Source organism: Dehalococcoidales bacterium (assembly GCA_041652735.1).
GTDB lineage: Bacteria > Chloroflexota > Dehalococcoidia > Dehalococcoidales > RBG-16-60-22 > RBG-13-51-18.
Window position 1 is genome coordinate 1 of the sequence record JBAZGT010000004.1, and the last position, 23352, is coordinate 23352.

Here is a 23352-nt window from a genome sequence, read left to right on the forward strand (position 1 = left end):
TATGGACTACTACAACAACCGACGTATCAAGATAAAGTTAAAGGGCTTGCCACCTGCTATTCACAGACAACAAGCCCTTTTTGCCCTATAATAAAAGTGTCTAGCTTTTGGGGGTCACTTCATCTCCCCGCCCCACTTTACAGCTTAGGATTTAGAGTTTTTTATCCCTGAGTCTTGTACCGGTTCGGCTTGAGTTTCAGCGCGGCGTTGCGCCTGGCTTCCGTGGTGGGTTTGCCCGTCACCGGGTGTTTGAAGTGGAAGGGATAGATATAGCCGGAGGGGTACTCGGTGTCGAACTCCGCCCACTCATCCGGGGAAAGCCGGGCGGGCGGCGCGGCGGGGGCGTCTTTCGCAGAGCTTTCCGGCGGCCCCTGCGGCGTTTTGCCGGAGGTATAGGCGTAGTGCATCAGCAGGCGCAGCTTGAGTATCTTCCAGACGCCGTCTTCCTTGACATAGTCCATCTCGTAGATGACGGCCATGTAAGCGGGGTCCAGGGGAAGGGTGGGGCGCGATAGAATCGTGCCGTAGCCGTACCACCGGCCGCAGGCTTTTTTGCCGTTGGGCTCGACGGTAATCACCGGCGATACCTGCATCACCATGTGCAGGAACTCCGGCGGCACATCGCGGCCCGGGTGAAAGTATTTCCGGATGCCCGCCTGCCCCTTATAGGTGCCCTCGACAAAGGTGCCGGAGACCTCTTCGCTCCTGGAAAAGCAGTCGACGATTTCTTCGCCCATCCAGTGCTCCAGGTAATAGCCGTAAGCGCACTGTAATTTCTTGATGTCCTCGATGTCCCGCAGCGTTTGCAGCTGCTTGTCTCTGGCTTTGACCTTTCGCTTGAGCGACTTTACCTCTTTTTCCAGTGCTTCCAGTCTGGATTCCACCGTCATGGCGTGTCTCCTTTGCTCAAAATATTCTTTATGCCTTCACGGTAGGGCTTCCCGATAATGCCCCGGTCCGTGATAATGGCGGTAATGTACTGGTGGGGGGTAACATCGAAGGCGGGGTTGAAAGCGCTGACGCCCTCCGGCGCGGTGGGGATGTCCTGGAAGCGGGTCACTTCCTCCGGGCGCCGCTCCTCGATGGGGATTTCCCCGCCGGTTTTCAGGGCGGGGTCGATGGTGGAAACAGGGGCGGCGATGTAGAAGGGGACTTTGTTTTCGTGCGCCAGCACCGCCAGCGTGTAGGTGCCGATCTTGTTGGCGGTATCCCCGTTGGCGGCGATGCGGTCCGCGCCGGTGATAACGCAGTCTATTTTCCCCAGTCGCAGGAAATGCCCCGCCATGGAGTCCGTAATCAGCGTTACCGGCACGCCGGCTTTTTGCAGTTCCCAGGCGGTCAGCCGCGCCCCCTGGAGCAGCGGGCGGGTCTCGGTGGCGATTACATGCAGCTTTTTACCCTGTTTAACGGCAGTAGTGATGATGCCCAGCGCGGTGCCTTCCCCGCCGGTGGCCAGCGGGCCGGTATTGCAGTGCGTCAGGACCGTCCAGCCGTCTGGCAGCAGCCCCGCCCCGGCCAGACTTAAGCGCCGGGTGGCTTCCGCTTCCTCCCGGTGGATTTTCACCGCTTCATCGGTCAAAGCTTTCTTGAGCCGGGCGGCGCTTTTAGCGCTGGAGGCGGCATTTTTCATGCGTTCCAGGGCGAAGAAGAGATTGCGGGCGGTGGGACGGGTGGCGGCAATAGCGTTGATAACGCCCTGGAGTTTTTTCAGGAAAACATCTCTATCCGCGGCGTCTATTTTCAACGCCCCCAGGGCGACGGCGTAGCCGCCGGCAATGCCGATGGCCGGCGCGCCGCGTATTTTAAGCTCCATGATGGCGGCGGCCACGGCGCGGTAGCTCTCCAGCTCCAGGTAGATTTCCTCGCCGGGGAGACGGGTCTGGTCGAGGATTCTGAGCCGGTCGCCGAGCCAGGCTATCGGCTGATAAGCCGCGTTAGCGGGTTTCGCCCCGCCGTTTTTCCCACTGCTCACGTTTTAGCTCCATCAACAGGAAGTTGTGGCTGTTGCGCTTGAGATGGCCGCAGGGTGTAAAGCCGCATTTGGTAAAGCACGCTTGCGCCCGCGTATTCCAGTCCAGCGTCTTTAGGTAGAGCCGGCCCAGGCCGGTATTATCGAAAATATGGTCCACCATGGTGTTTATCGCGTCGGCGCCGTAGCCTTTATTCCAGTAATCGCGGTCGCCGATCATAATGCCTACCTGCGCCTCGCTTTTCTTTTCATTGATGTCATAGCAGGTGCAGTTGCCGATGTGCTTGCCGTCCGGGGTCTCTATGGCCAGGGGGAAGCGGTAATTGTCCTGCTGGTGCAGCACGGAGGCGTAGTCCAGCAGGTAGATGGAAAAGGACATGATGAGCACGGAGGCGGCATCCAGCTTGGCCAGCTCGGGGTCCGATTGCCAGAGGTAATCGTTGCGGACGTCCGATAGCTTCTTTTCGCGGAGCCTGATTTTGCCGCCGGTAATGACGCTGCCGCGCAAGGGTTTGAGACCGGCAAGGGTATCGTTTTTACGCTGTTTCATACACAGGAAAGGCAGATAGCGGGAAAAGCTAATTTTCCTCTTGTCCTTCGTCATCTTCTTCACCACGCTCCCATATAGGTTCGGTGAAGTAGTCAATATACTCTTCCATGGCCTGGGCGGCTACCTGCTTGATTCTTTCCCCGGCTTCCACGGCCATTTTCGCCAGCTCGGCCAGGTCTATTTTCACGCCGATCATGCCGGATAACACTTTAAGCACCGCCAACGCCGCCATGGGATTGGGCACGCGGCTGGCATAAACGGGCACCTCGCCCAGCAGGCAGATGCCGTCGATTTCCCTTTCTTTAGCCACCCCCAGCAGCAGCCCGTTCAGCCCGGCTATTTGCAGGTTGCTGGCGCGTTCCAGGTTATAGGCGCGCAAATCAGTGGACACGAGGTGGCTGGTGGCCACGCCCCAGACCTTGGGCGGCTCCGTATGGTGGATGCGGGTGATGGCCGCGGCGCAGGTGTAAATGCGCTCCACCCCGAACCGCTGCCCCACGTCCAGGATGCAGTGGGCAAGCTCGTAGCCCTTGGCGGCCGGCTGGTCGTCCCCGATGAACAGTATCAGGTCCTGGCCGCCGGGGGCGTTCTTCCAGTAGAAGAAGTCGCTCTGGGGAAAATTGGGTTCCTCCACGACGTTTTCCCGCACCAGCACGCCGATGGGGTCGAAGAAATAGGACGGCTCCAGGTAGCCCAGCTCTTTGAAGGGGAGCTTGGCTTTCAAATAGTTGGCGATAATCATGGCCACGTTGCCGATGCCGGGCCAGGCGGCCAGGAGGTTGGGCGCTTTAAGCTTGGGCCGGGCGGTGACTTTAATAATGTCACTCATAATATTTTACCTCAAATGGCTTTTTCTCGTTATATTTTTACCAATAAATTTCAATACTTGATGTGATTACTGCAGCCGGTGTCCCCCAGAGGTTATATATATGACTCGAGGGTAAATAATAATAATCAACTAGTGACCTCCACCAACTATCATTTCTAACGTAATTTATGTTGATATCGTTTAGTTCAACAGCCCGGTACTCTTCCCCTTTTTTTACATACGCAATAGTGTCATTCGGATTGGTGCAATCAACGTATACCAATCCAAAATCTGTAGTAAGGAAAGCGTTTAAGGCATGACCTATGGGTTCGCCTTGAAACCAGAGTTGAACCTCTGCTGCGCGAATCCCTGCTGATTCGGCACGATTATGAAGGTCTTTAGAGAATTGCGAACAATCGTAAAAACCCTCAATATATATATGATTTTCAGTCTGGTCCTGCATAAGGAAAAACTTCAACTGAGCCCAGGTAGGATTTGTTGCGTTTGGATTGTCAACTAACACAACATCTGAACAATCCATACTGGCAGATAACGTAATTCCCAGACCTCCTAAGGTGCTTTGGGCTATTGTCAGCTGCTGTTGCGTCGTTGTTAAGTTGTATTGTAATTGGATCAATTCCAATTGAGAGGTATGTAGGGAATCCTTCGTCGTGTTGAGTTCCAGTTTTAAAGAGTCAAGTTCCTGCAATGCAGGCTGAAGTTGTGCTTCCGCAAAGGCAAGTTTAGTTAACATAGTATCAAGCTGTGTTGTCTTTGAATCAAGTTGTGCTTGTGTTGATAAAAGTTGTGTTTGTGTTGAGGAAAGAGTATTTTGCACGGAGGTTAATTCAGTATTTAAAGAATCCCGGTCGTTATTGATAATAACGCAATATATAATGACTCCTATCAGACTTAGTCCCAATGCAGTTAAGATATAAGTCTTCATCTTCTTCTCCCTCTCGTTCTACCCTCACTTAATACTCACAAGTGGTATCTGCAGATAACCACTTGTTATCTCCCTCGATGGGAGAGGGCCGGGGATGCAAAATCCCTCTCCGTCTCCCCCGTATCAAGTACGGGGCAGGCTCTTTAAGAAAGGGAGACGATAACCTGTACTAATTGAATGACTTGTCCCTCTTTCCTAAAGAGGGAGTAAGGGAGATTTATTCCCTTTTCCCCTCTGGATTCCCGCCCCCCGATTGTCATACGGGGCACGGCTGCGCGGGAATGACGTTTTTAATTACCCCTTACTTGACACCGATAGCCCCTGGCAGTAGAAGGGCGGGGTCTGTAAAAAGCCGCTGACCCAGCGCGTCTCGCTGCCGATGGCGGCTATGTCTTTGAACAGCCGGTACACGTTGCCGGAGACCATGGTGTCCTTCACCCTCCCCACGATTTTACCTTTTTCTATTTTATAGCCGAGCAGCACATTGCCGCTGAAATCCCCGCCCAGCATATTGCCCTGCCCCGCCCCCAGGAGCTGCTCGATGACCAGCCCCTCTTTGATATCGCTCACCATATCGTCGAAGGTGGTTTTGCCCGGCGTTACCACCAGAGCGCTGGCCGATGGGGCGGGCAGACCGCCGCGATTCCGGCTGCCGTTGCCGGTGCTCTTTTTGCCGGCCAGGGCCGCCGTCTGCAAGTCATACAGGAAATTTTTGACCGTGCCCTTGTTTACCAGCGGGGTGCGCTGGCTGGCCACGCCCTCATCGTCACAGGGGCGGCTGCCGGGCCGGTAGGCGGCCAGCGGGTCGTCCGTGAGGCTGAATTTTTTGTCAAAGACCGCCTTACCCAGCTTGCCGCCAAGGGGGGAAGCGCCTTCAAAGACGACCTTGCCGTTAAAGGCGGATAAAAGGGGCAGTATCAGGGCGCCGGCCACGCCGTTGGACGTAAAGATTACCGGCAGCGTTTTAGTGGGCGATTTCGCCCGTTCTTTGGCCATGTCCAGCTGCCGGAGCACCAGGTCCGTCACTTTATGAGGGTCGGATAAGGGGTGGCAGGAGCTATCGCCCTCCCCCACGAAAAGCATGTCCGTATCATTGACCAGGTTGCCTTCTATTTCCAGGCTGAAAAAGCTTTTTTTATATTCCGCCCGGCCTCCCCGCGAGTTAATGAGGCGGACGGTGATAATGCCGCGGCTGACGCCGCCCTCGCACATAATGCCGGGCGTGTGGCCGGTAACGGCGTCCACCATCTCCTGGCCGAGCGCTACCATATCTTTAATGGCTACGGCTTCCACCGCTTTATCATAAATATCTATGGCCGGGTATTTTAGCGCGCCGGGCAGCTGGAATTTGGCTTCCGTCCCGAAAGCGGCGGTCTCCACCGCGTCTTTTACCAGCCGCTGCGCGTCACAGTCGCCGGTGGTGGTGGCGTAGCCGGTACTGCCGTCCTTGATAATGCGCAGGGCGAGGCTGGTGGACTGGCTGGTCTGGAGCTGTTTGAGGCGGTTGGACTCGAACTTGACCTGCGTCTCTTCCGAGGAGACCTGATAGACTTCCGCTTCCGCGGCGACTTTTTTTGCCCGGTCCAGGATTTGTTCCATGTTATTTACCTCCGACCAGGCAATGACGGATGCGGATATGCGGGCTGCCGTTGGATACCGGCAGGGGGCTTTGCCCGCCCTTGCCGCAGCCGCCGCCCTGGTTCATATCCAGATCGTTGCCGATGGCGTCAATATTTTTCAAAGTGTTGAAAACGTTACCGCTCAGCATGATGGGGCGGATAGCCTCGGCGATTTTACCGTTGCGTATCATGTAGGCCTCGCCGGCGGAGAAGGTAAACATCTCCATGCTGGTCATGCCGCCGTACCATTTGCGGGCGTAAATGCCCTCTTTAATGTCCGCTATCATATCGTTAAAGGAAACGTTCCCCGGCTCGATATAGGTATTGGTCATGCGCACGATAGGCGGGTAGCGGTAGTTGATGGCGCGCGCGTTGCCGCTGGGTTTTTCATTCATTTTGGCGGCGGTCTCCCGCGAATGCAGTCGGCCGGCAAGCTTTCCCTCCCGGATGAGGTAGGTCTTCACCGAGCGCACACCCTCGTCGTCATATTTATAGCTGCCCCGCAGCCCCGCCGGGTCCGACGCCGAGTCCACGATATTAAGGTCCTCCCCGCCGAACTGCTTGCCCAGCTTCATTACCTCGCGCAGCTTATCGTTCTCGTAAACGAAGTCTGACTCCGAGAGGTGCCCGAAGGCTTCATGCGCGAAAACACCCGCCAGGATGGGGTCCAGCACCACCGTGTATTCGCCGCCTTTGGCCTGCGGCGCGGAAAGCAGCGCCACGGCGTTCTGCGCAATCTCCTTGGCCTGCTCGTGGAGCCCCTGTATCGCCTTATAGTTCCCCAGGCTGCCTACGCTGATGCTCACCTGCTGTACTTCACCGTCTTTAGCGGCGATGGCCGCCAGGTGCAGGGTGACATCCACCCTTTCCTGGGTGATGAAGCTGCCTTCCGAGTTCAAAAAGATGACTTTCTTGCGGCTGTCCGCGTAGCCGATGCTGGAGGTCTGGATCTGGGGGATGCTCCAGATGATTTCATTATATTCGTCCAGCAGGCGTTTCTTGGCCGCCAGCGGGATGTCCACCGGGTTATCCGTAACGCCGCCGGGGACATTATCCACCGCCGGCTCTACCGGCGCCAGTTGGCTTTTACCGCTACCGGCGTACCGCGCCTGCTCTATCGCCAGGGCAACGCGGTCGGGCAGTTTGTCCATCTCGTTGAAGCTGGTGAAGCCCCACCCCCCCTTAACTAAAGCCCTCACGTTCCCCCCGGAGGCGGTGGCGCGGCCGATAGATTCTATCCCCTTGCCGCGGAAAGTGATGTGGCTGGTCTGGCTTTCCTCGAAGCGGGCTTCCAGGTAGTCAGCGTTACGCTTCTTTAGTTCCGGAGCGAGGTCTCCGGCGGCAGCATCAATATCCGGCATAATAAATATCCTTTATGGGAGTGCTTACAATTAGCAAGTTTAACGGACATAAGGGGGAAAGTCAATTGATGCGGCAGGCGCGGCCGCCCTCATTTCTTGACACTCCCACGCCTGTTAGCTTAGAATATATAAGGTATTATTCTTCTCAGGTGGAACCCCATCCGCCTCATTTTAAAGTAAACAGGTACGCAATCCGCACCGTCCAAACAAACAGAGAGGAGATACAACCGTGACCTACAGTACTTTACTCTTCACCAAGAAAGACGGCATCGGCACCGTTTCCCTCAACCGCCCGGACAAGCTCAATGCCCTCAACAGCACCGTTTACACCGAGCTATATGATGTTTTTGAGTCCATTGAGAACGACGACGAAGTCAGGGCGGTTATCCTGACCGGCTCCGGCGAAAAGGCCTTCGCCGCCGGTTCCGATGTCGCCGAAATGCAGAACATGGGACCTCTGGAAATCCAGAAATTCATGGCCACCATCCGCAAGGCGTCAGATTTTATCTACGCGCTGACCAAGCCCACCATCGCCGTCATTCACGGCTACGCCCTGGGCGGCGGCAACGAGCTGGCCATGTGCTGCGACCTGCGCATCTGCTCGGAAAAAGCGCGGTTCGGCCAGCCGGAAATAAACCTGGGGCTTATCCCCGGCGCCGGCGGCACGCAGCGCCTGACCCGTCTCATCGGCGCGGCCAAGGCCAAGGAAATGATTTACACGGGAGACATGATCGACGCCGCCACCGCCCTCAGCCTGGGGCTGGTCAATAAAGTGGTGCCGCCGGAAAAGCTGATGGAAGAAGGCATGGCCATAGCCGCCAAGCTGGCAAGCAAGAGCGGCCCGGTACTGGCGGCGGCCAAGATGGCTATTAACACCGGCGTGGACACGGACATGGGCTCCGGCCTGAGCATGGAAATCAAGTGCAATGCCGTGTGCTTTGCCACCCACGACCGCAAAGAAGGCATGGACGCTTTCCTGGAAAAGAGGAAAGCCGTATTCACGAATAAATAGTGTAAAATACCTCTCCCTCAATGGGAGAAGGCAGGCTTGCCCTGAGAGAAATCGAAGGGATGAGGGTGAAAAAATCCCCCTCACCTGAATCCTCTCCCTCCAGGGGCGGGGAAATCATGCGTTCAATAATTGGTAAAGCCAATAAGGAGGTTTTTCAATCATGGCTATCAAAAAAGTATTTGTTATCGGGGCGGGGCAAATGGGTAACGGCATCGCGCAGGTGACTGCCCAGGCCGGCTACGACGTTATCATGTCCGATATCAAGGACGAGTTCGTCAAGAAGGGCATGGACACCATCAGCAAGAGCCTTGATAGGGGAGTCAAGAAGGGCACGATGACGGAAGCGGATAAAGCCGCCATCATGGCGCGCATCAAGACCACCACGGATAACAAAGATGCCAAAGACGCCGACCTGGTTGTCGAAGCGGCGCCGGAAATAATGGATTTAAAGAAAAGCATTTTCAAGCAGCTCGATACAATTTGTAAGCCGGACGCCATCCTGGCTTCCAATACTTCCTCCCTTCCCATTAGCGAAATCGCTACCGCAGTAAAAAATCCCGCAAGGTTCATTGGTATTCACTTTATGAACCCGGTGCCGGTAATGAAGGGCGTCGAGGTTATCATAGGCAAGAAGACCTCCGATGCTACCCTGGCAGCCGCCAAAGAATACATCCAGAAAATCGGCAAAGAGTCATGTGAAGCCCAGGACCACGCCGGATTTATCGTTTCCCGCCTGGTAGATGCATTGATGAACGAAGCTTTCTGGTGCATTATGGACGGCAACAAGCCGGCAGAAATAGACAAAGCCATCAAGTTCTGCCTTAATCACCCGATGGGCCCGCTGGAGCTGTGCGATTTAGCCGGTGCCGATACGGTACTGCACGGGCTGGAAACCATGAACGAAGAGTTCGGCGAGCGGCTTAAGCCCGCCCCGATTTTGGAAGACATGGTCAAGGCCGGGAAACTCGGCCGCAAGACCGGCAAAGGCTTTTACGACTATACCCAGAAATAGCCCGGTAAAACTCTGGTGAATATGGGGAAAACTGTGGAGAAAGCGGTAAAATCCAAGGGCTGGGACTGGTCCAAGGTATCCGGGGAGCACTTTAGCCGGACCGCGGACGAGTTCCTGCCCGTGGCCTTGAGGTGGCGGGAGCTTGGCAAGAAGACCGTCCTCGACCTCGGCTGCGGGAGAGGGCGTCATTCCCTGTTCCTGGCGGAAATGGGATTTGACGTCACCGCCACGGATATCTCTCCACAGGGCATAACCCAGTTGAAAGAGGAAGCGGGGAAAAGGGGGCTGGACGGGAAAATCAAGACACTCGTGTGCGACATGCTGGAGCTTCCCTTCCCGGCTAAATCGTTCGACGCGGTGCTGGCTTTCCTCTCCATCACCCACACGGATTACGCCGGACTGCAAAAAGCGATAGCCCGGGTGGCCGATATGCTTACGCCGTCCGGCCGGTTCTACGTGACCTTCAACTCCAAAAGCTCCGATGCTTTCAACCACCCGTCCAATAAAAAGATAGACAGCTACACTATCATCAAGCAACACGGTTTGGAGAAAGATATTCCCCATACCTACCTGGAGCGCGATGATATTATCAGTCTCCTGGCGGGCTTTGAAATCCTGAAGATGCAACAAATCCAGGACTACTACGATACCCGTATCAGCACCCACTTCTTCGTGGAAGCGGAAAAGAAAAACTGAAGCTTAAGCAGCTTTAAAATATTTAAATCTATACAAAAAAAGGAAGGAATAAAATGGCTAACGATAAAGATGTTGTAATTGTTGCAGCAGCAAGAACCCCGTTTGGCAGATTCGGCGGCTCACTCGCCAATATTGATTACTATGAGCTCGGCGCTATCCCCATGCGCGAGGTAATTAAGAGGGCCGGTGTTAAACCGAATGTAGTCAATGAAGTATTTTGGGGCGTGGGCGATACTTCCGCCTGCCGCGATCCCTTTACCCCCGTGGCCGGCCGCCAGTCCCTTATTAAAGCCGGGCTCCCGCATGAGACCGTCTCCATCTCCTTCGATATGGCCTGCGTCTCCGCCATGCACGCCGTGAAACTGGCCGCCATGGAAATGGCTGCCGGAGAGATCGAGTGCGCTATCGCCGGCGGCGCCACCTCCTTCGGCCAATCCCCGATGGTAGTACGCGGCCTGCGTTTCAGCGGCCACCGCATGGGCAATGTCACGATGGAAGACCCGCTCCTGGCCCTCGGCTACAAAGATTTTAACCCCGTCTCCGTGGATACGGATAATGTTGCCGCGGAATACGGCTTCACCCGCCAGGACCTGGATATCTTCGCGGCGCGCAGCCACCAGAATTATGCCAAGGCGTGGGATGCCGGTAAATTCAAAGATGAAATGATTCCGATGACTTTCCCGCAGCCCAAGGGTGAGCCCAAGATGCTGGATATTGATGAACAGTATCGCGCCGGTACCACCGTGGAAGGCCTGGCCAAATTAAAGCCCATCTATAATACCAAGATGATCACCGCCGGTAACGCCCCCGGACTTAACGACGGCGCTACCGCTATCCTGCTGATGACCCGCAAGAGAGCGAATGAATTGGGCTTGAAAGTCCTGGCCCAGGTCATCGCCTCCACCTCCGTCGCCATCAATGCCAGCCGCATGCCGGAAGGCCCTGGCATTTCGATGATCAAGGCGCTCGAAAAAGCCAAGCTGACATGGAATGATATGAAGATCATGGAAATCAATGAAGCTTTTGCCGCGGTACCGCTTGTTTCGATGAAGGTTGCTGCTAAAGGCGATGATAAACTCTACAAATCCCTTTACGATAAGATGAACCCGCTGGGTAGCGCTATTGCCATTGGGCATCCTAACACTGCCACCGGCGCCCGCATCATCATGAACCTGATGTATGAACTGCGGCGCATGGGTGGCGGCTATGCCATGGGCTCTCTCTGCGGCGGCCTTGCCCAGGCTGATGCCTGTATCATTAAGGTGGACTAACGGTATCATTCCTCTCCCCTGGGGGGAGGGGGAAACTAAAAACGGAATAGATGTCATGGTGAGCGAAGCGTGGCAATCCCTGATTTGAACTAAACCGATGATAGGGATTGCCGCGGCCTTCGGCCTCGCAATGACAGGTAAGAATAAAAAAAGGAGTAATGCATGGACGTAAAAAGCTTTTCTCTGAAAGGTAAAGTTGCCCTGGTGCTCGGTGGGGCGGGGGACCTCGGCAGAGCCATCGCCGAGACATATTCTCTCGCCGGCGCGGATGTCATTATCAGCAGTCGCAAACAGGAGAACCTGGACAAGGTAGCCGCAGAAATCAAAGCCAAATCCGGGAACAAAATCGTAGGTATCGCCGGGCACCTCGCCAAACTGGACACCGTCAAAGTGCTGGTGGACACCATCATGAAAGACTACGGACGCATCGATGTCGTCGTCAACAGCTCCGGCTCCAGTTTCATGGTACCGCTCACGGACGTCGAGGAATGGCAGTGGGACAACGTGATGAACGTCAACATCAAGGGGCCCTTCTTCCTGTGCAAACAGGTTGCCCCCATCATGAAAGAGCAGGGCGGCGGCAGCATTATCAATATCTCGTCCTACATGGGTATCCGCACGGAGGAAACGCTGGGCGTCTACTGCATCAGTAAAGCGGCGGTGCTCCACATGACCCGCGTCATGGCCAAGGAATGGGGCAAATGGAATATCCGCGTCAACTCCATCGCCCCCGCCTGGGTACACAGCCGCCTCTCCGAGCCGTTCCTGCAATTATCCGGCGTCAATGACCGGATGCTGAGCCAGACGGTGCTCGGGCGCTTCGGCGAGCCGGATGACGTCGCCGCGTTAGCCCTTTTCCTGGCTTCCGATGCCGGGAAGAACCAGACGGCCGGCTGCTTCCCGCTCGATTACGGGATGCTGACCTAAAGATAATATAGTGAGCCCTTCCCAAACATGTTTTTCTGGAGAAGGCTTCAGCCCGAGGCCAGAATCTATCATGGGGGGCAGAATACAGTGGATATTGTTGATTGGATTCCAGTCCTCGGGTATACTCGGACTAGAACCTGGGCTGGAACGACGTTAACATAATAATTAGGAGGCTTGATATGGCACTTCCATTAGCAGGTAAAGTTGTCATGGTAACCGGTGCCCGGCAGGGGCTGGGCAAGTCCATTTCCCTGGGCATGGCGGAAAAAGGGGCCGACCTGGTAATCTGTGACCGCGTCACGGATGACGGCAAGCTCGATGAGACCGCCAAAGAAATAGAGGCCCTGGGCCGCAAAACGCTGACCATGGGCGGGGACATCACCATCGAAGATGACGTCAACGCCGTCGTCAACAAATCTCTGGAGAAGTTCGGCAAGATAGACGTGCTGGTGAATAACGCCGGCGTCACCTCCCAGGACTCCTTCGAGAAAATGACCTACCGCCGGTGGCGTCTGATTCTCTCCGTCAACCTGGACGGCACCTATCTTTGTTCCAAGGTAGTCCTGCCGCACATGCAGGAAAAGAAAAGCGGCATGATTATCAACGTCTCGTCCATTCTCGCCAAGGAAATCCGCATGAACATAGCCTACGGCGTCACCAAGGCCGCCGTGGAGCGCTTTACGCTGGGTCTGGCGCGCGAGATGCGGCGGGAAGAGGGCATCGCCGTTACCTGCATCCGGCCTTACTTCGTCAAGACCGAGGTGGTCATGGGCTTCATGGAAGGGCATGACACCAGCAACTTCGAGGAGCCGGAAATCTGGCAGAAATACCCGGCGCTGATTGCCGCCAGCAAAGCGGCGGATGTCACCGGTAAAATCTGGGATAAGGCCGCCCTGGAAGAAAAATTCGGCAAAGTATAGTCGGTTTTACCAACACAATACATATGGAACGCCCCGGCTTAAACAGGCTGGGGCGTTTTTATTTGGCGGGGGACAGGTCGATAAGGTGTGCAAGCTAAGCGATCAGCTTGCCTATCAGTATAAACCGGCATCACTTTATGGGAATATCAATAAATTGTTAATTTTGTGAATAGCGCCGCCGGTTGTGATACAATCCTTTTCAGAGGCGTTTCAGGAGAGGATGAAAGCTAAAATGCTTAAAAAGTTGTGTTTTGTATTCGCCGCGGCGCTGATAGCGGCGGTCTTGCCGGGGTGCGGCGGCGGGGGCGATAAAATACAGCCGCCGGATTACGCGGACAATATCACGGAAACGATGCTTAAGGCATTGAATAACAATGATTACCAGAGCTATTGCCAGGCTTTTACCAATGTCATGAAACAGGCCACCACGGAGGAGTATTTCAATACCAACCGGACTTTCACGCTGAATAAAATAGGCAGATATGAATCCAAGAAAGTGTCCAGCGTATCCGAGAACGGCACCACCGCTACCGTCGTTTATAGCGCCAAATTTGTCAATGAGCCCGATGACGCCACGGTGCACATCGTTTTCGATACATCCGGGGATAATGTGGCGGTGTCCGCTTTCTGGATAGTGTCACCCAAGCTGTTCGAGCACTAGCGGGGATACTAGTACTTCTTTTTGGCGGCGCGCATCGCCGTGATAAAAGCCCCCACCCCCAGCAGCGCGGCCACCAGCAGCAGCACCCACCACCAGCTATTGAGGAAACCCTTGTTCGTTCCCGTAACATCCGGCAGTCCGGCGTTCACCTTGGTCGGCGTTAACGGAGCTTCAAAGGAAATGGTGCGGGTCTTGGCGTTATTGGAAAAATTGCTTTCCACCACCAAGTTATCTGAGTTGGCGAGCACGGTAATTTCGTGGTCGCCGGCGATGACTGTCCAGGTAAAGTCCGCGGTGACGATGGAGTCCATCTCAATCTCCGGGATGTCCGTGTAGCCGGCTTCCACGCCGTCTACGTACAGGGTCATGCGGGGCGCGACCGCCTTGGCGATGCCCTGGTTTTCCACCTTGGCGGTAATCGTTACCTCGTCGCCGATTTTTACGTCCAGCGGCGACCAGGTGATAGAGCGGATAATCAGGTCCGGCACGATGGTATCGAAGGTGAAAATGTCCTGGTTATTATCTTCATCCAGCTCTTCAACGTCATCGAAATAGTCCACGATAATAAAAGCCGAATGCGCGCCGGAAGAAAGAATGGTGGAAAAGGAATACTCGGCGGTCTCACCCGGCAGTATCGGCGGCATGTCCTCGGTGAAAGCGGGCGTGTCCTCGAAGTAGTATTTCAGCTGGCTGCTGCCGGCGGTACCGGTGCCGGCGTTCTTGACCGTGATGATACAGTGTATCTCGTTGCTGGCCAGCTCGTTGTTTGTTTCCCAGAAAAAGTCCTGCACTACCAGGTCCGGGGTCAGTGTGGCGAACTTCATCTCTTTATCGTTATTGACTTCATCGGACTCGATAACGGTATTATCGATATCCGCGGTGATTTTAAAGGTATGCGTGCCGGCCTCGGTTACCCAATCGAGCGATACATCATATGACGCCCCGATGCCGATCGGCGGCAGCTCCGTGGAATCCACCAGCGCGCCGTCAACATACAGGGTTGCCAGCGAGGGCTGCGTGACGCTCTTGCCCTGGTTTTTAATGGTGGCGATCACACTCACGGTATCGCCGACGGCGACGTCCAGCGGGGAAACGCCGATATCCAGGACGGTGAGGTCCGGCGGCGGCAGGCTGACTACCTTGGTATTGTTGTCCTCGTCTATTTCCAGTATCTGGTTATTGGCGTCTGCCACGATGTCAATCCGGTGCGGGCCGGCGGTAGCCACCCAGGTAAAGTGCTCCGTAACCGTGCTGCCGGGGTCCATCGACCCGATGTAGGTGAAGCCGGTCATTTCGCCGTCGACATAATACGCCAGCCGGGAAGCGCCGGCGCGTATCGAGCCGAGGTTCTGCACGATAATATCGAAGGTAACGGTGATGCCGTCCCCTATATCCAGCGGCGACCATGTAACCGTCCCGACAGCCAGGTCCGGCATGAACGGGACGATGGTACTGGACTGCTCATTGTTTTTCTCATTGCTCTCGGTAACGACCTTGGTATAGTCGGCCACGGCTTTGAAAATATGCCGGCCGTTCTGGGCCTGCCATTCGAAGACGGTATCGGTGATGTCTCCGCCCTCCGTGACGTAAACCAGGTCAGAGCCAACCAGGGTATCATCGATGTAGAACCCGACATGATACAGGCTGGCCTTGCCGCCGCCCTGGTTTTTTACGGAGACGGTGAAAACGACCGTTTCATCAACCGCCGGGTTCACCGGCAGCCAGGTAATGCTGTCAATCACCAGGTCCGCCTGTATAACGGGAACGGTCTTGGTCAGCATGTTGTTGGCTTCGTGGCTTTCCAGCAAAGCGCTATCGGAATCGGCGGCGACCATCACGGTAATGGCGCCGTATTCCGCCGTCCAGTCAAAGGTGCCGGTAACTTCCTCGCCGGCGTCCAGCGGCGGTATGGAGAGCGAGCCGCGGTAGACCCCGCCGACATGGTAGGCCGCCCGCGATGCCCCGGCGCCGCCGTTGCCCTGGTTCTTGATGGTTACGGTAAAGTGCACCACATCGCCCACGCCGGCATCCTGCGGCGTCCAGGTAATGTCTTTCACAATCAGGTCCGGGGCTGAGGTGGCGATAAGGGCGCTGAGCTCATTATTGGTCTCATCGCTTTCCACCACTTTTAAGGAATAGTCGATAACCAGCTTGATGCTGTGGGTATCGGCCAGGGCCGTCCAGGTGAAGGTAAGATAGCTGGTGCCGCCGGCCGCTATGGCGTTAACCGATATCGATGATACATACACATCGTCGATAAAATAGCCCAGGTAACAGGAATCCGCCTTGCCGCCGCCCTGGTTTTTCACCGCCACGATGAAGGTAACCTGGTCGTTGCGGGAGGGGTTTTCCGGTGTCCAGGTAACGGACTGGACTACCAGGTCCGGGGGCAAAGTGGTGAAAGGAAAAGTCTGCTCGTTATTGGTCTCGTCGCTTTCGGCGACGTAATTATCTTTATCAACTACAATCCGGATGGTGTGCTGACCATCGGAAGCAATCCAGTTGATGGTACGCGTCAGCGTCTCACCGGGATTGATGATATCAATGGACTGGGAGCCCCGGGAAATGCCGTCCACGTAAAAGAACAAATCGGTCAGGCTGGACCTGGAGGTGCCCTGGTTTTTAATGATTACGGAGAAGGCTACATTATCGCCCTTGGACGGATTTTGCGGCGACCAGGAGACCGACTGTATGGTCAGGTCCGGGGCGAGTATGGAAAAGTTGAACATCCTGGTATTATTCGTTTCGTTGGTCTCGGCGATGGCTGCATTGTAGTCCGCTACCGCCCGGATAACATGGGAGCCTTTAACCGCCGTCCAGTTGAAAGATACCAACCCGACCGCGCCCGGACCGATGGCAATAATGTCCTTGACGTCCAGCAGGGTATCGTCGATAAAACAGCCGACGTAGTTAATCCCGACGCCGTCAGCGCCCTGGTTCTTCACGGCGATGGTGATAGTTACGGCATCGCCGATGGTGGGGTCCTGGGGGGAAATGGAGATATCCTGAACGGTAAGGTCGATGCTTGCAGCGGCAGATACCCCGGGCGCCAAGAGGCCGAAGCCGTTGATGCCCAGGATAACCGCCAGTAATAGGATAAACGTCCTGGCTAATAGCGTCTTAGCGGTCCGGGGATAAGCGGACAAATGCAGTATCCTCCAATTCAGGCATATCGATATATTTAATTGTAAGATTTACGCAGATAAGAACCAATAGCCAATTAGTAGCATTACCGCAAATGATTTAGTACTAAGGGTTAGTACTCACATCAGGATTGAAGGTACGGGAAAGAAGGATAGCGGATACATGGCGGAACGCCGGGTCCAAGTTGAAAGGACGCCCGTCCGGCGGTTACTCTTTAACGATTGCCCAGGCGGGGCAGTGATTGTTGGTCAGGCACAGGCCGCAGTCGGTGCACTTTTCGGGGTCGATAACGTAGGTGGTCTCGCCCTCACTGATAGCGCCCACGGGGCACTCGAAGGCACAGCCGCCGCACTTGACGCAGAACTCCAGTATTTTATAAGTCATCGGGAATCTCTCATTCTTTCTAAGGCAAGACCGCAGGTACCGGACGCTAGTAGGTGAACATGGCGCTGGCAATCTCGGCCAGTTTCATCACCAGGCCGGGGATAATGCCCAGCAGCAGGACGCCCAGGCAGCAGATGACCAGCGCCGCTTTGGGGGCGATGGAGGAGGGTACCTTTTCCATCGAGGCCGCCTCCCCGAACCACATCACCTTGACCACGCGCAGGTAGTAGTAAGCGGAGATAACGCTGTTGATTACGGCGATGATAACCAGCCAGAGCAGGCCGTTGCTTACCGCCTGGCTGAAGATGTAGAACTTGGCCATGAAACCGGCGGCCGGCGGTATGCCGATGAGCGATATCAGGCACAGGGTCAAAGCCAGCGCCAGCAAAGGCGCCCGCTTGCCCAGCCCGGCGAAGTCCGCTATCCGGTCGCTGCCCAGTTTGCCGGTAATGGTAATCACGGCGATAAACGCCCCCAGGTTGGTCAGGGTATAGCTGACCAGGAAGAAGAGCACGCCCTTCTGCGCCATCATTACCCCGCCTATGTGGCTGGATTCCAGCCCGGTGAACACACCGGCGGCGGCCAGCCCCACCATGATATAGCCGGCCTGGGCGATGCTGGAGTAACCCAGCATCCGCTTGATGTTGGTCTGCGGTATGGCCGCCACGTTGCCGATAATCATGCTTAGAGCCGCCAGCGCCGCGAAGGTATAGCCCCAGTCATGGGCGGTGACCACGTGCGCGCTGAAGCAGGTCAGGAAGATGCGCAGGATAATGGCGAACCCCGCTGCCTTGCTCCCCACGGAAAGGAAGGCGGTGATGGGGGTGGGAGCGCCCTCATAGACATCCGGCACCCACATCTGGAAGGGGGCGGCGGCAATTTTAAAGCTGAAGCCGGCTATCAGCAGGGCGATGCCCATAAAGAGCGCCGGGCTATGGGCCGGGCTGCCGGCGGCCTGGGCGGTGATGGACTGGACGATGGCTATGAGCTGCGTCTGCCCGGTCACGCCGAAGACCAGCGTCATACCGTAGAGCAGCACCGCCGAGGCGATAGCCCCCAGCAGCAGGTACTTTAAGGCCGACTCCGTGCCCTTGTTGTCTTTAAGAAAGCCGGCCAGGATATACAAGGGGATGCTGGCCAGCTCCAGCGCCATAAAGAGTGAAATAAGGTCGATGGCCGAAGCCATGAGCATCATGCCCAGGACGGAAATCAGGATAAGGGCGTAGTATTCGCCCTGGAAGCGTTCGAACTTGACGGCGTAATCCGTGGAAGCCAGGATAACCAGGAAGGCGCTGCCCAGGAAAAGCACCTGGAAAAATACGGCGAAGTTATCCGCCGCCAGCATGTTGTTGAAGAAGGCGGGGTTGTTATCGCCCCACATCTTGATGGAGAACACCCCGGCCACGATAAGCCCGGCCAGGCTGACCCAGCGCAGCGCGTAGCCGCGGACTTTCCGGCTCACAAACAGGTCGAGCAGGATTACCAGTACCGCGGTAACCGCCAGGGCTATCTCCGGTATGAACAGCGATAAATTCAAGTACGGTTCTCCTTATTTACCTTTAGTCAGCCGCCTATGGCGTGCGTGTCTTGCTTTGCCCTTCGACAAGCTCAGAGTGAGCGGTTTTAAAAATGCTGCTCAAACCGCTCGTAATGAACCTGTCGGACCATGAGGTTATTTTTAACATTCCATCCTTTTAGCCGCCAATCATCCCCGCGATGGGGGAAATGCCCAGCTTGAAAACGTCCGTCAGGACGGCCGGGTAAAGCCCCACCAGCATTATCACCGCCACCAGCACGAACAGGTAAACCTTTTCCAGCTTATCGGCGTCTTTAACGCCGTTGTACTCCGCCTTCACCGGGCCGTAGAATGCCTGCTGGAGCATCCAGAGGATGTAACCGGCCGTAAGCACTACGCCGATGATGGCCACTATCGTATAAACGTTAAGGTGCGCCACAGCCGTGCTGGTATAGCTCCCCAGGAAGGTAATAAACTCGGCGGCGAAGCCGCTGGTGGTGGGGAGGCCTAAAGACGCCAGCCCGGCGATAACGAACACGGCGGCGATAACGGGTGTCTGCCGCGCCAGGCCGCCAAGCTTACGCAAATCACGGACTTCCACGTTATGGATGACCAGCCCGGCCAGGGCAAAGAGCAGCCCGGTGATGATGCCGTGGCTGAACATCTGCAAAGCGGCGCCGGTCATGCTCACCTGTCCCAGGGCGAAGATGCCCAGCAAAACGTAGCCCATGTGGCTGATGCTGGAATAGGCGATAAGCCGCTTGATGTCCGTCTGCATCAGGGTGATGGCGGCGCCGTAGATAATGCCGATGAGCGCCAGCACGATGAGAACCTGGGCGTACTGCTGCGCCTGGTCGGGGAACATACTCACGCAGAGCCGGAGGATGCCGTAACCGCCCATCTTGATTAACACGCCGGCCAGCATTACGCTCACGGCGGTGGGGGCATCGGTATGGGCGTCCGGCAGCCAGGTATGCAGCGGGAACATCGGCAGCTTCACGGCGAACCCGATAAACAGCAGCCAGAAAATAGCCGCCGCCGGCATGGCGCTCTGCATCATGCCCAGACCCTGGCTGGCGATGTCAACCATGTTCAGGCTGTGGGTGGTGAAATAAACGCATAAAATACCCGTTAGCATCAAGGCGCTGCCGAACAGGGTGTATATCACGTACTTGGTGGCGCTGTAGCCCCGCCGCCCCGAGCCCCAAATGGAAATCAGGAAGTACATGGGGATGACCTCGATTTCCCACATGATGAAGAACAGCAACAAATCCAGAGAAACGAACACGCCGATAATGCTGGTTTCCAGCAGCAGCAGCCAGGCGAAGAACTCGCGCGGGCGCGCGTGGACTTTCCAGGAAATCAGCACCGCCAGGAAGCCGAGGAAGGTGGTAAGCAGCAATAAAGGCATGCTCAGGCCGTCCACGCCCAGGTGGTAGTAAGCGTTCAGCGGGGCAATCCAGAGGTACTTTTCCTCGAACTGCATAAGGCCGGCCGCGGACGCCGAGCGGTCGAAGACGATAAAGAGCACCAGCGCGATAATAAACGGGATGGCCGTGAAGACCAGCGCCAGCCGCTTGATGAGCTTCTCGTCGGCGTTCTTGTATAACGCGATAACCGCCGCGCCCAGCGCCGGCAGGAAGAGTATGACTGACAGCCAGTTAAAGTCCAATTACGCTTACCTCAAAATCCCTCGGTTTTTATTCCCCAGCTTCTTTTTTGCAACTCACTCCCTTTTCTTGCCCCCTCGCTGTCAACGGAGAGGGGGACAGGGGGAGAGGTCATGCTATCCCCATAGCAGCACACCAATGGCGATAGCCACCAGCCCGATGCCGATGAACAGCCCGTAAAGCTGCAGTTGCCCCGTCTGCGCGCGCCGGATGGTATTGCCGCCCCCGGTAATGATTGCCCCGGCGCCGTTCACCGCGCCGTCGATGCCTTTTTCGTCGAACAGTTTGAAGCCGGTAAAGAGGTTCTTCATCAGTACCAGCTTCACGATGATGTTTTCATAAAGCTCGTCAAAGAAATACTTGCGGTATACCAGTTTATACAGCGGGCCGAATATCCGGCCGATAGATTCCGCCGTAACCCACTTCTTGAGGTAGACCGCGTACGCCCCGAAGATGCCCAGCAGCGCCACGATTAATGAAATCAGCGGCAGCGGCACCCCGTTCACGGTATGGGTGAATACTTTAAAGAAATTCAGGAAGCCCGCGCCGGACTCCACCTCGTGCCCGAAGAAGGTGCTGAAATTGCCGCCCACGTTCCACCAGCCGGCGCAAACCGCCAGCGCCGCCAGGAAAACCAGCGGCCCCACCATGACCCACGGCGACTCGTGGGTGTGGGAGTAGTCGTGCCCTTCCTCTTTAGCCCCGCCCCGGTATTCCCCGTGGAAAGTCATGAAGATGGCGCGGAACATATAGAAAGCGGTCAGGAACACGGTAATCATCGCCAGCCAGAAAAGCACCGGCTGGCTGGTAAACGCCGTGGCGAGGATTTCGTCCTTGCTCCAGAACCCGGCCAGCGGCCAGATGCCCGCCAGACTCAGGGAACCGATGAGGAAGGTGGCGTAGGTCCAGGGCATGGTCTTACGCAGACCGCCCATCTGCCGCATATCGAAGGTGCCGGTGGCGTGGTTGACGCTGCCCGACCCCATAAACAGGAGCGCTTTAAAGAAGGCGTGGGTGAAGAGGTGGAACATGCCCACCGCCACCGCCGCTTTAGCGATAATTACCATCTCTTCCGCCGTGGTATGCAGGTGCCCGCCGCTGATTTCTGCGGATACCGCCATGCCGGCGGCCCCCAGCCCCAGCATCATGTAGCCTATCTGGCTGATGGTGGAGTAGGCCAGCACGCGCTTGATATCGTTGGCTACCAGTCCCATGGTAGCGGCAAAGATGGCCGTAAAACCGCCGATAACGGCCACGATGGTAATGGCGTCATGGGAGAATACAAAGAGCGGCATGGTGCGCGCCACCAGGAAGACGCCGGCGCAGACCATCGTGGCGGAATGGATAAGGGCGGAGACGGGGGTGGGGCCTTCCATGGCGTCCGGCAGCCAGACATGAAGCGGGAACTGGGCGCTTTTGCCCACCGCCCCGCCGAATAGCCCGATACAGGCCCAGGTTAAAGCGGAGCCGCCCAGCACGCCGGTCACGGCCAGCGTGTGCAGCTGTAAAATATCGAAGGTCTGTGTGTTGAAATACAGTATTAAAATACCCGCCAGGAAACCGAAATCCCCGATGCGGGTGACGATAAAGGCTTTCTTGGCGGCGTCCGCGGCCGACTTCTTGTGGAACCAGAAACCGATGAGGAGATAGGAGCAAAGCCCCACCATCTCCCAGAACACGAAGGTAAAGAGCAGGTTATCAGAGAGCACCAGCCCCAGCATGGAGAAGGTGAACAGGGACATGTAGGTGTAATAGCGGTAGTAGCCGGCCTCGTCATGTTGCATGTAGCCCAGCGAGTATATCTGCACCATCAAAGAGACCACGGATACCACCACCGCCATCACGGCGGCCAGCTGGTCCATGATGATGCCCACGTGGAAATGGAAATTGCCGATAGCCAGCCAACTTACGTCCGGCACGGCTATTTCATGGCTGTCCGCGGACATCACGGATCCCAGCGCCCACACGGAGAACACCGCCGAAAGGCCTATCGCCAGGATGGTGACATAGCCGTAAATCTTTGATTTACGGTCGATAAACGGCCTCAGCAACAGCCCGTTGATGATAAAGGCGAACAGCGGCAGCAGCATGATAAGCCAGATTAGCTGGTGTGGTATCATAGCTTCCTCAGAATGTCCTCGATAACGTGTTTTTTATCCTGCGGCACCAGGACGGCATAGTCCGCTATCTCCTGCCCGATGGGCAGGCCTTCACGCGGCATGATGCGGGTGGGAATGCCTTCGCCCTCGAAGCATTCTTTCCACATTTCCGCCACGGCCAGCGACTGCGCCTTTTTAACTTCTATCCACATATATGTAATTTAAGTAGCAACTGACAAGTAACAAGTATCAAGGGGGAATAGGGGGGCGGGTTGTTACTTGTTTCTTGTTACTTTCCCTCTACATTCCTACCACATGATTGCCCAGGAACCACGGCCAGACCACGATGCCCAGGATAATTTTCCACCAGGCCAGCTGGGCAAAGCCGATAGTAAATAGCCAACCCGCGAACCAGAAAGCCCCCGCGAAACTGCCGGCATTCTTCATCGTTTTCTTCCTCCTCCTGGTTATTCGCTACCATTTCATCAGGTTGATATCATTGGTATCTATGCCGGAAAAGTGGCGGAAGATGGCGAACACTATCGCCAGCCCCACTGCCACCTCGGCGGCGGCCACCACCATCACGAAGATGGCGAAGACCTGGCCGGTCAAAAGCTGCGGTACCACGTAGCTGGAAAACGCTACCAGGCTGATGTTGACCGCGTTCAGCATAATCTCGATGCACATCAGGATTATCACGGCGTTACGCCGCGTCAGCGCGCCGTAGAGCCCGATGCAGAACAGCACCGCGGACAGCACCAGATAATGCGTCAGTCCTATCGTCACG

The 23352-nt window shown here is 56.0% G+C and carries 22 protein-coding genes; 7 read left to right on the forward strand and 15 right to left on the reverse strand.

All coding sequences use genetic code 11. The features are described from left to right. Positions 1-161: 161 nt before the first annotated feature. The 7 genes from WC370_02225 to WC370_02255 all read right to left on the reverse strand — a co-directional run bounded on the left by WC370_02225 (position 162) and on the right by WC370_02255 (position 7253). Positions 162-890, reverse strand: coding sequence for a nuclear transport factor 2 family protein (locus WC370_02225; protein ID MFA5308285.1), 729 nt, complete (start codon positions 888-890; stop codon positions 162-164). After that, positions 887-1972 carry an S-methyl-5-thioribose-1-phosphate isomerase gene (gene mtnA, locus WC370_02230; protein ID MFA5308286.1) on the reverse strand — a complete coding sequence of 362 codons (1086 nt, stop codon included), beginning with the start codon at positions 1970-1972 and terminating at the stop codon, positions 887-889. The genes WC370_02225 and mtnA overlap by 4 nt, the downstream gene beginning before the upstream one ends. Next, positions 1935-2573, reverse strand: a complete 639-nt coding sequence (locus WC370_02235) for a GNAT family protein (GenBank protein ID MFA5308287.1) — start codon at positions 2571-2573, stop codon at positions 1935-1937. Before WC370_02235 ends, mtnA begins: the two co-directional genes overlap by 38 nt. Then, positions 2548-3348, reverse strand: a complete 801-nt coding sequence (locus WC370_02240; GenBank protein MFA5308288.1) for a PAC2 family protein — start codon at positions 3346-3348, stop codon at positions 2548-2550. Before WC370_02240 ends, WC370_02235 begins: the two co-directional genes overlap by 26 nt. Positions 3349-3385: 37 nt before the next feature. Next, positions 3386-4273: a hypothetical protein gene (locus tag WC370_02245; GenBank protein MFA5308289.1), complete on the reverse strand. Its 888-nt coding sequence runs from the start codon at positions 4271-4273 to the stop codon at positions 3386-3388. A 294-nt stretch (positions 4274-4567) separates the two neighbouring features. Next, positions 4568-5872 carry a TldD/PmbA family protein gene (locus WC370_02250; protein MFA5308290.1) on the reverse strand — a complete coding sequence of 435 codons (1305 nt, stop codon included), beginning with the start codon at positions 5870-5872 and terminating at the stop codon, positions 4568-4570. 1 nt (position 5873) lies between these two features. After that, positions 5874-7253 carry a TldD/PmbA family protein gene (locus tag WC370_02255; GenBank protein MFA5308291.1) on the reverse strand — a complete coding sequence of 460 codons (1380 nt, stop codon included), beginning with the start codon at positions 7251-7253 and terminating at the stop codon, positions 5874-5876. Between the two features lie 229 nt (positions 7254-7482). Between WC370_02255 and WC370_02260 the strand changes: the two genes are divergently transcribed. The 7 genes from WC370_02260 (at position 7483) to WC370_02290 (ending at position 13752) form a co-directional block, all read left to right on the forward strand. Continuing rightward, positions 7483-8265 carry an enoyl-CoA hydratase-related protein gene (locus tag WC370_02260; GenBank protein ID MFA5308292.1) on the forward strand — a complete coding sequence of 261 codons (783 nt, stop codon included), beginning with the start codon at positions 7483-7485 and terminating at the stop codon, positions 8263-8265. 160 nt (positions 8266-8425) lie between these two features. Next, on the forward strand, positions 8426-9277 hold the full coding sequence (locus tag WC370_02265) for a 3-hydroxyacyl-CoA dehydrogenase NAD-binding domain-containing protein (GenBank protein MFA5308293.1): 852 nt from the start codon (positions 8426-8428) through the stop codon (positions 9275-9277). A 33-nt stretch (positions 9278-9310) separates the two neighbouring features. Next, on the forward strand, positions 9311-9973 hold the full coding sequence (locus tag WC370_02270; protein MFA5308294.1) for a class I SAM-dependent methyltransferase: 663 nt from the start codon (positions 9311-9313) through the stop codon (positions 9971-9973). Positions 9974-10026: 53 nt separating this feature from the next. Beyond that, complete coding sequence (locus tag WC370_02275) at positions 10027-11244, forward strand: thiolase family protein (GenBank protein MFA5308295.1); 1218 nt, start codon at positions 10027-10029, stop codon at positions 11242-11244. Positions 11245-11406: 162 nt separating this feature from the next. Continuing rightward, positions 11407-12171 carry an SDR family oxidoreductase gene (locus tag WC370_02280; protein MFA5308296.1) on the forward strand — a complete coding sequence of 255 codons (765 nt, stop codon included), beginning with the start codon at positions 11407-11409 and terminating at the stop codon, positions 12169-12171. Between the two features lie 179 nt (positions 12172-12350). After that, positions 12351-13091: an SDR family oxidoreductase gene (locus WC370_02285; GenBank protein MFA5308297.1), complete on the forward strand. Its 741-nt coding sequence runs from the start codon at positions 12351-12353 to the stop codon at positions 13089-13091. Between the two features lie 232 nt (positions 13092-13323). Next, on the forward strand, positions 13324-13752 hold the full coding sequence (locus WC370_02290) for a DUF3887 domain-containing protein (protein ID MFA5308298.1): 429 nt from the start codon (positions 13324-13326) through the stop codon (positions 13750-13752). Between the two features lie 8 nt (positions 13753-13760). On the opposite strand, the gene WC370_02295 is transcribed toward WC370_02290, so the two are convergent. From WC370_02295 to nuoK, 8 genes are all read right to left on the reverse strand, one after another. Further along, the gene (locus tag WC370_02295; protein ID MFA5308299.1) at positions 13761-16898 is read right to left on the reverse strand and encodes a CARDB domain-containing protein; all 3138 of its coding nucleotides are present in this window, start codon (positions 16896-16898) and stop codon (positions 13761-13763) included. A 205-nt stretch (positions 16899-17103) separates the two neighbouring features. Then, complete coding sequence (locus tag WC370_02300) at positions 17104-17280, reverse strand: 4Fe-4S binding protein (GenBank protein MFA5308300.1); 177 nt, start codon at positions 17278-17280, stop codon at positions 17104-17106. A gap of 46 nt (positions 17281-17326) precedes the next feature. Then, on the reverse strand, positions 17327-18817 hold the full coding sequence (locus tag WC370_02305; GenBank protein ID MFA5308301.1) for an NADH-quinone oxidoreductase subunit N: 1491 nt from the start codon (positions 18815-18817) through the stop codon (positions 17327-17329). 157 nt (positions 18818-18974) lie between these two features. Beyond that, complete coding sequence (locus tag WC370_02310) at positions 18975-20468, reverse strand: NADH-quinone oxidoreductase subunit M (GenBank protein MFA5308302.1); 1494 nt, start codon at positions 20466-20468, stop codon at positions 18975-18977. 114 nt (positions 20469-20582) lie between these two features. Then, positions 20583-22586 carry a proton-conducting transporter membrane subunit gene (locus WC370_02315; GenBank protein MFA5308303.1) on the reverse strand — a complete coding sequence of 668 codons (2004 nt, stop codon included), beginning with the start codon at positions 22584-22586 and terminating at the stop codon, positions 20583-20585. Next, positions 22583-22777 carry a hypothetical protein gene (locus WC370_02320; protein ID MFA5308304.1) on the reverse strand — a complete coding sequence of 65 codons (195 nt, stop codon included), beginning with the start codon at positions 22775-22777 and terminating at the stop codon, positions 22583-22585. The genes WC370_02315 and WC370_02320 overlap by 4 nt, the downstream gene beginning before the upstream one ends. 88 nt (positions 22778-22865) lie before the next feature. Beyond that, the gene (locus WC370_02325) at positions 22866-23012 is read right to left on the reverse strand and encodes a hypothetical protein (GenBank protein MFA5308305.1); all 147 of its coding nucleotides are present in this window, start codon (positions 23010-23012) and stop codon (positions 22866-22868) included. A 27-nt stretch (positions 23013-23039) separates the two neighbouring features. Continuing rightward, positions 23040-23351: an NADH-quinone oxidoreductase subunit NuoK gene (gene nuoK / locus WC370_02330; GenBank protein MFA5308306.1), complete on the reverse strand. Its 312-nt coding sequence runs from the start codon at positions 23349-23351 to the stop codon at positions 23040-23042. Position 23352 lies beyond the last annotated feature (1 nt).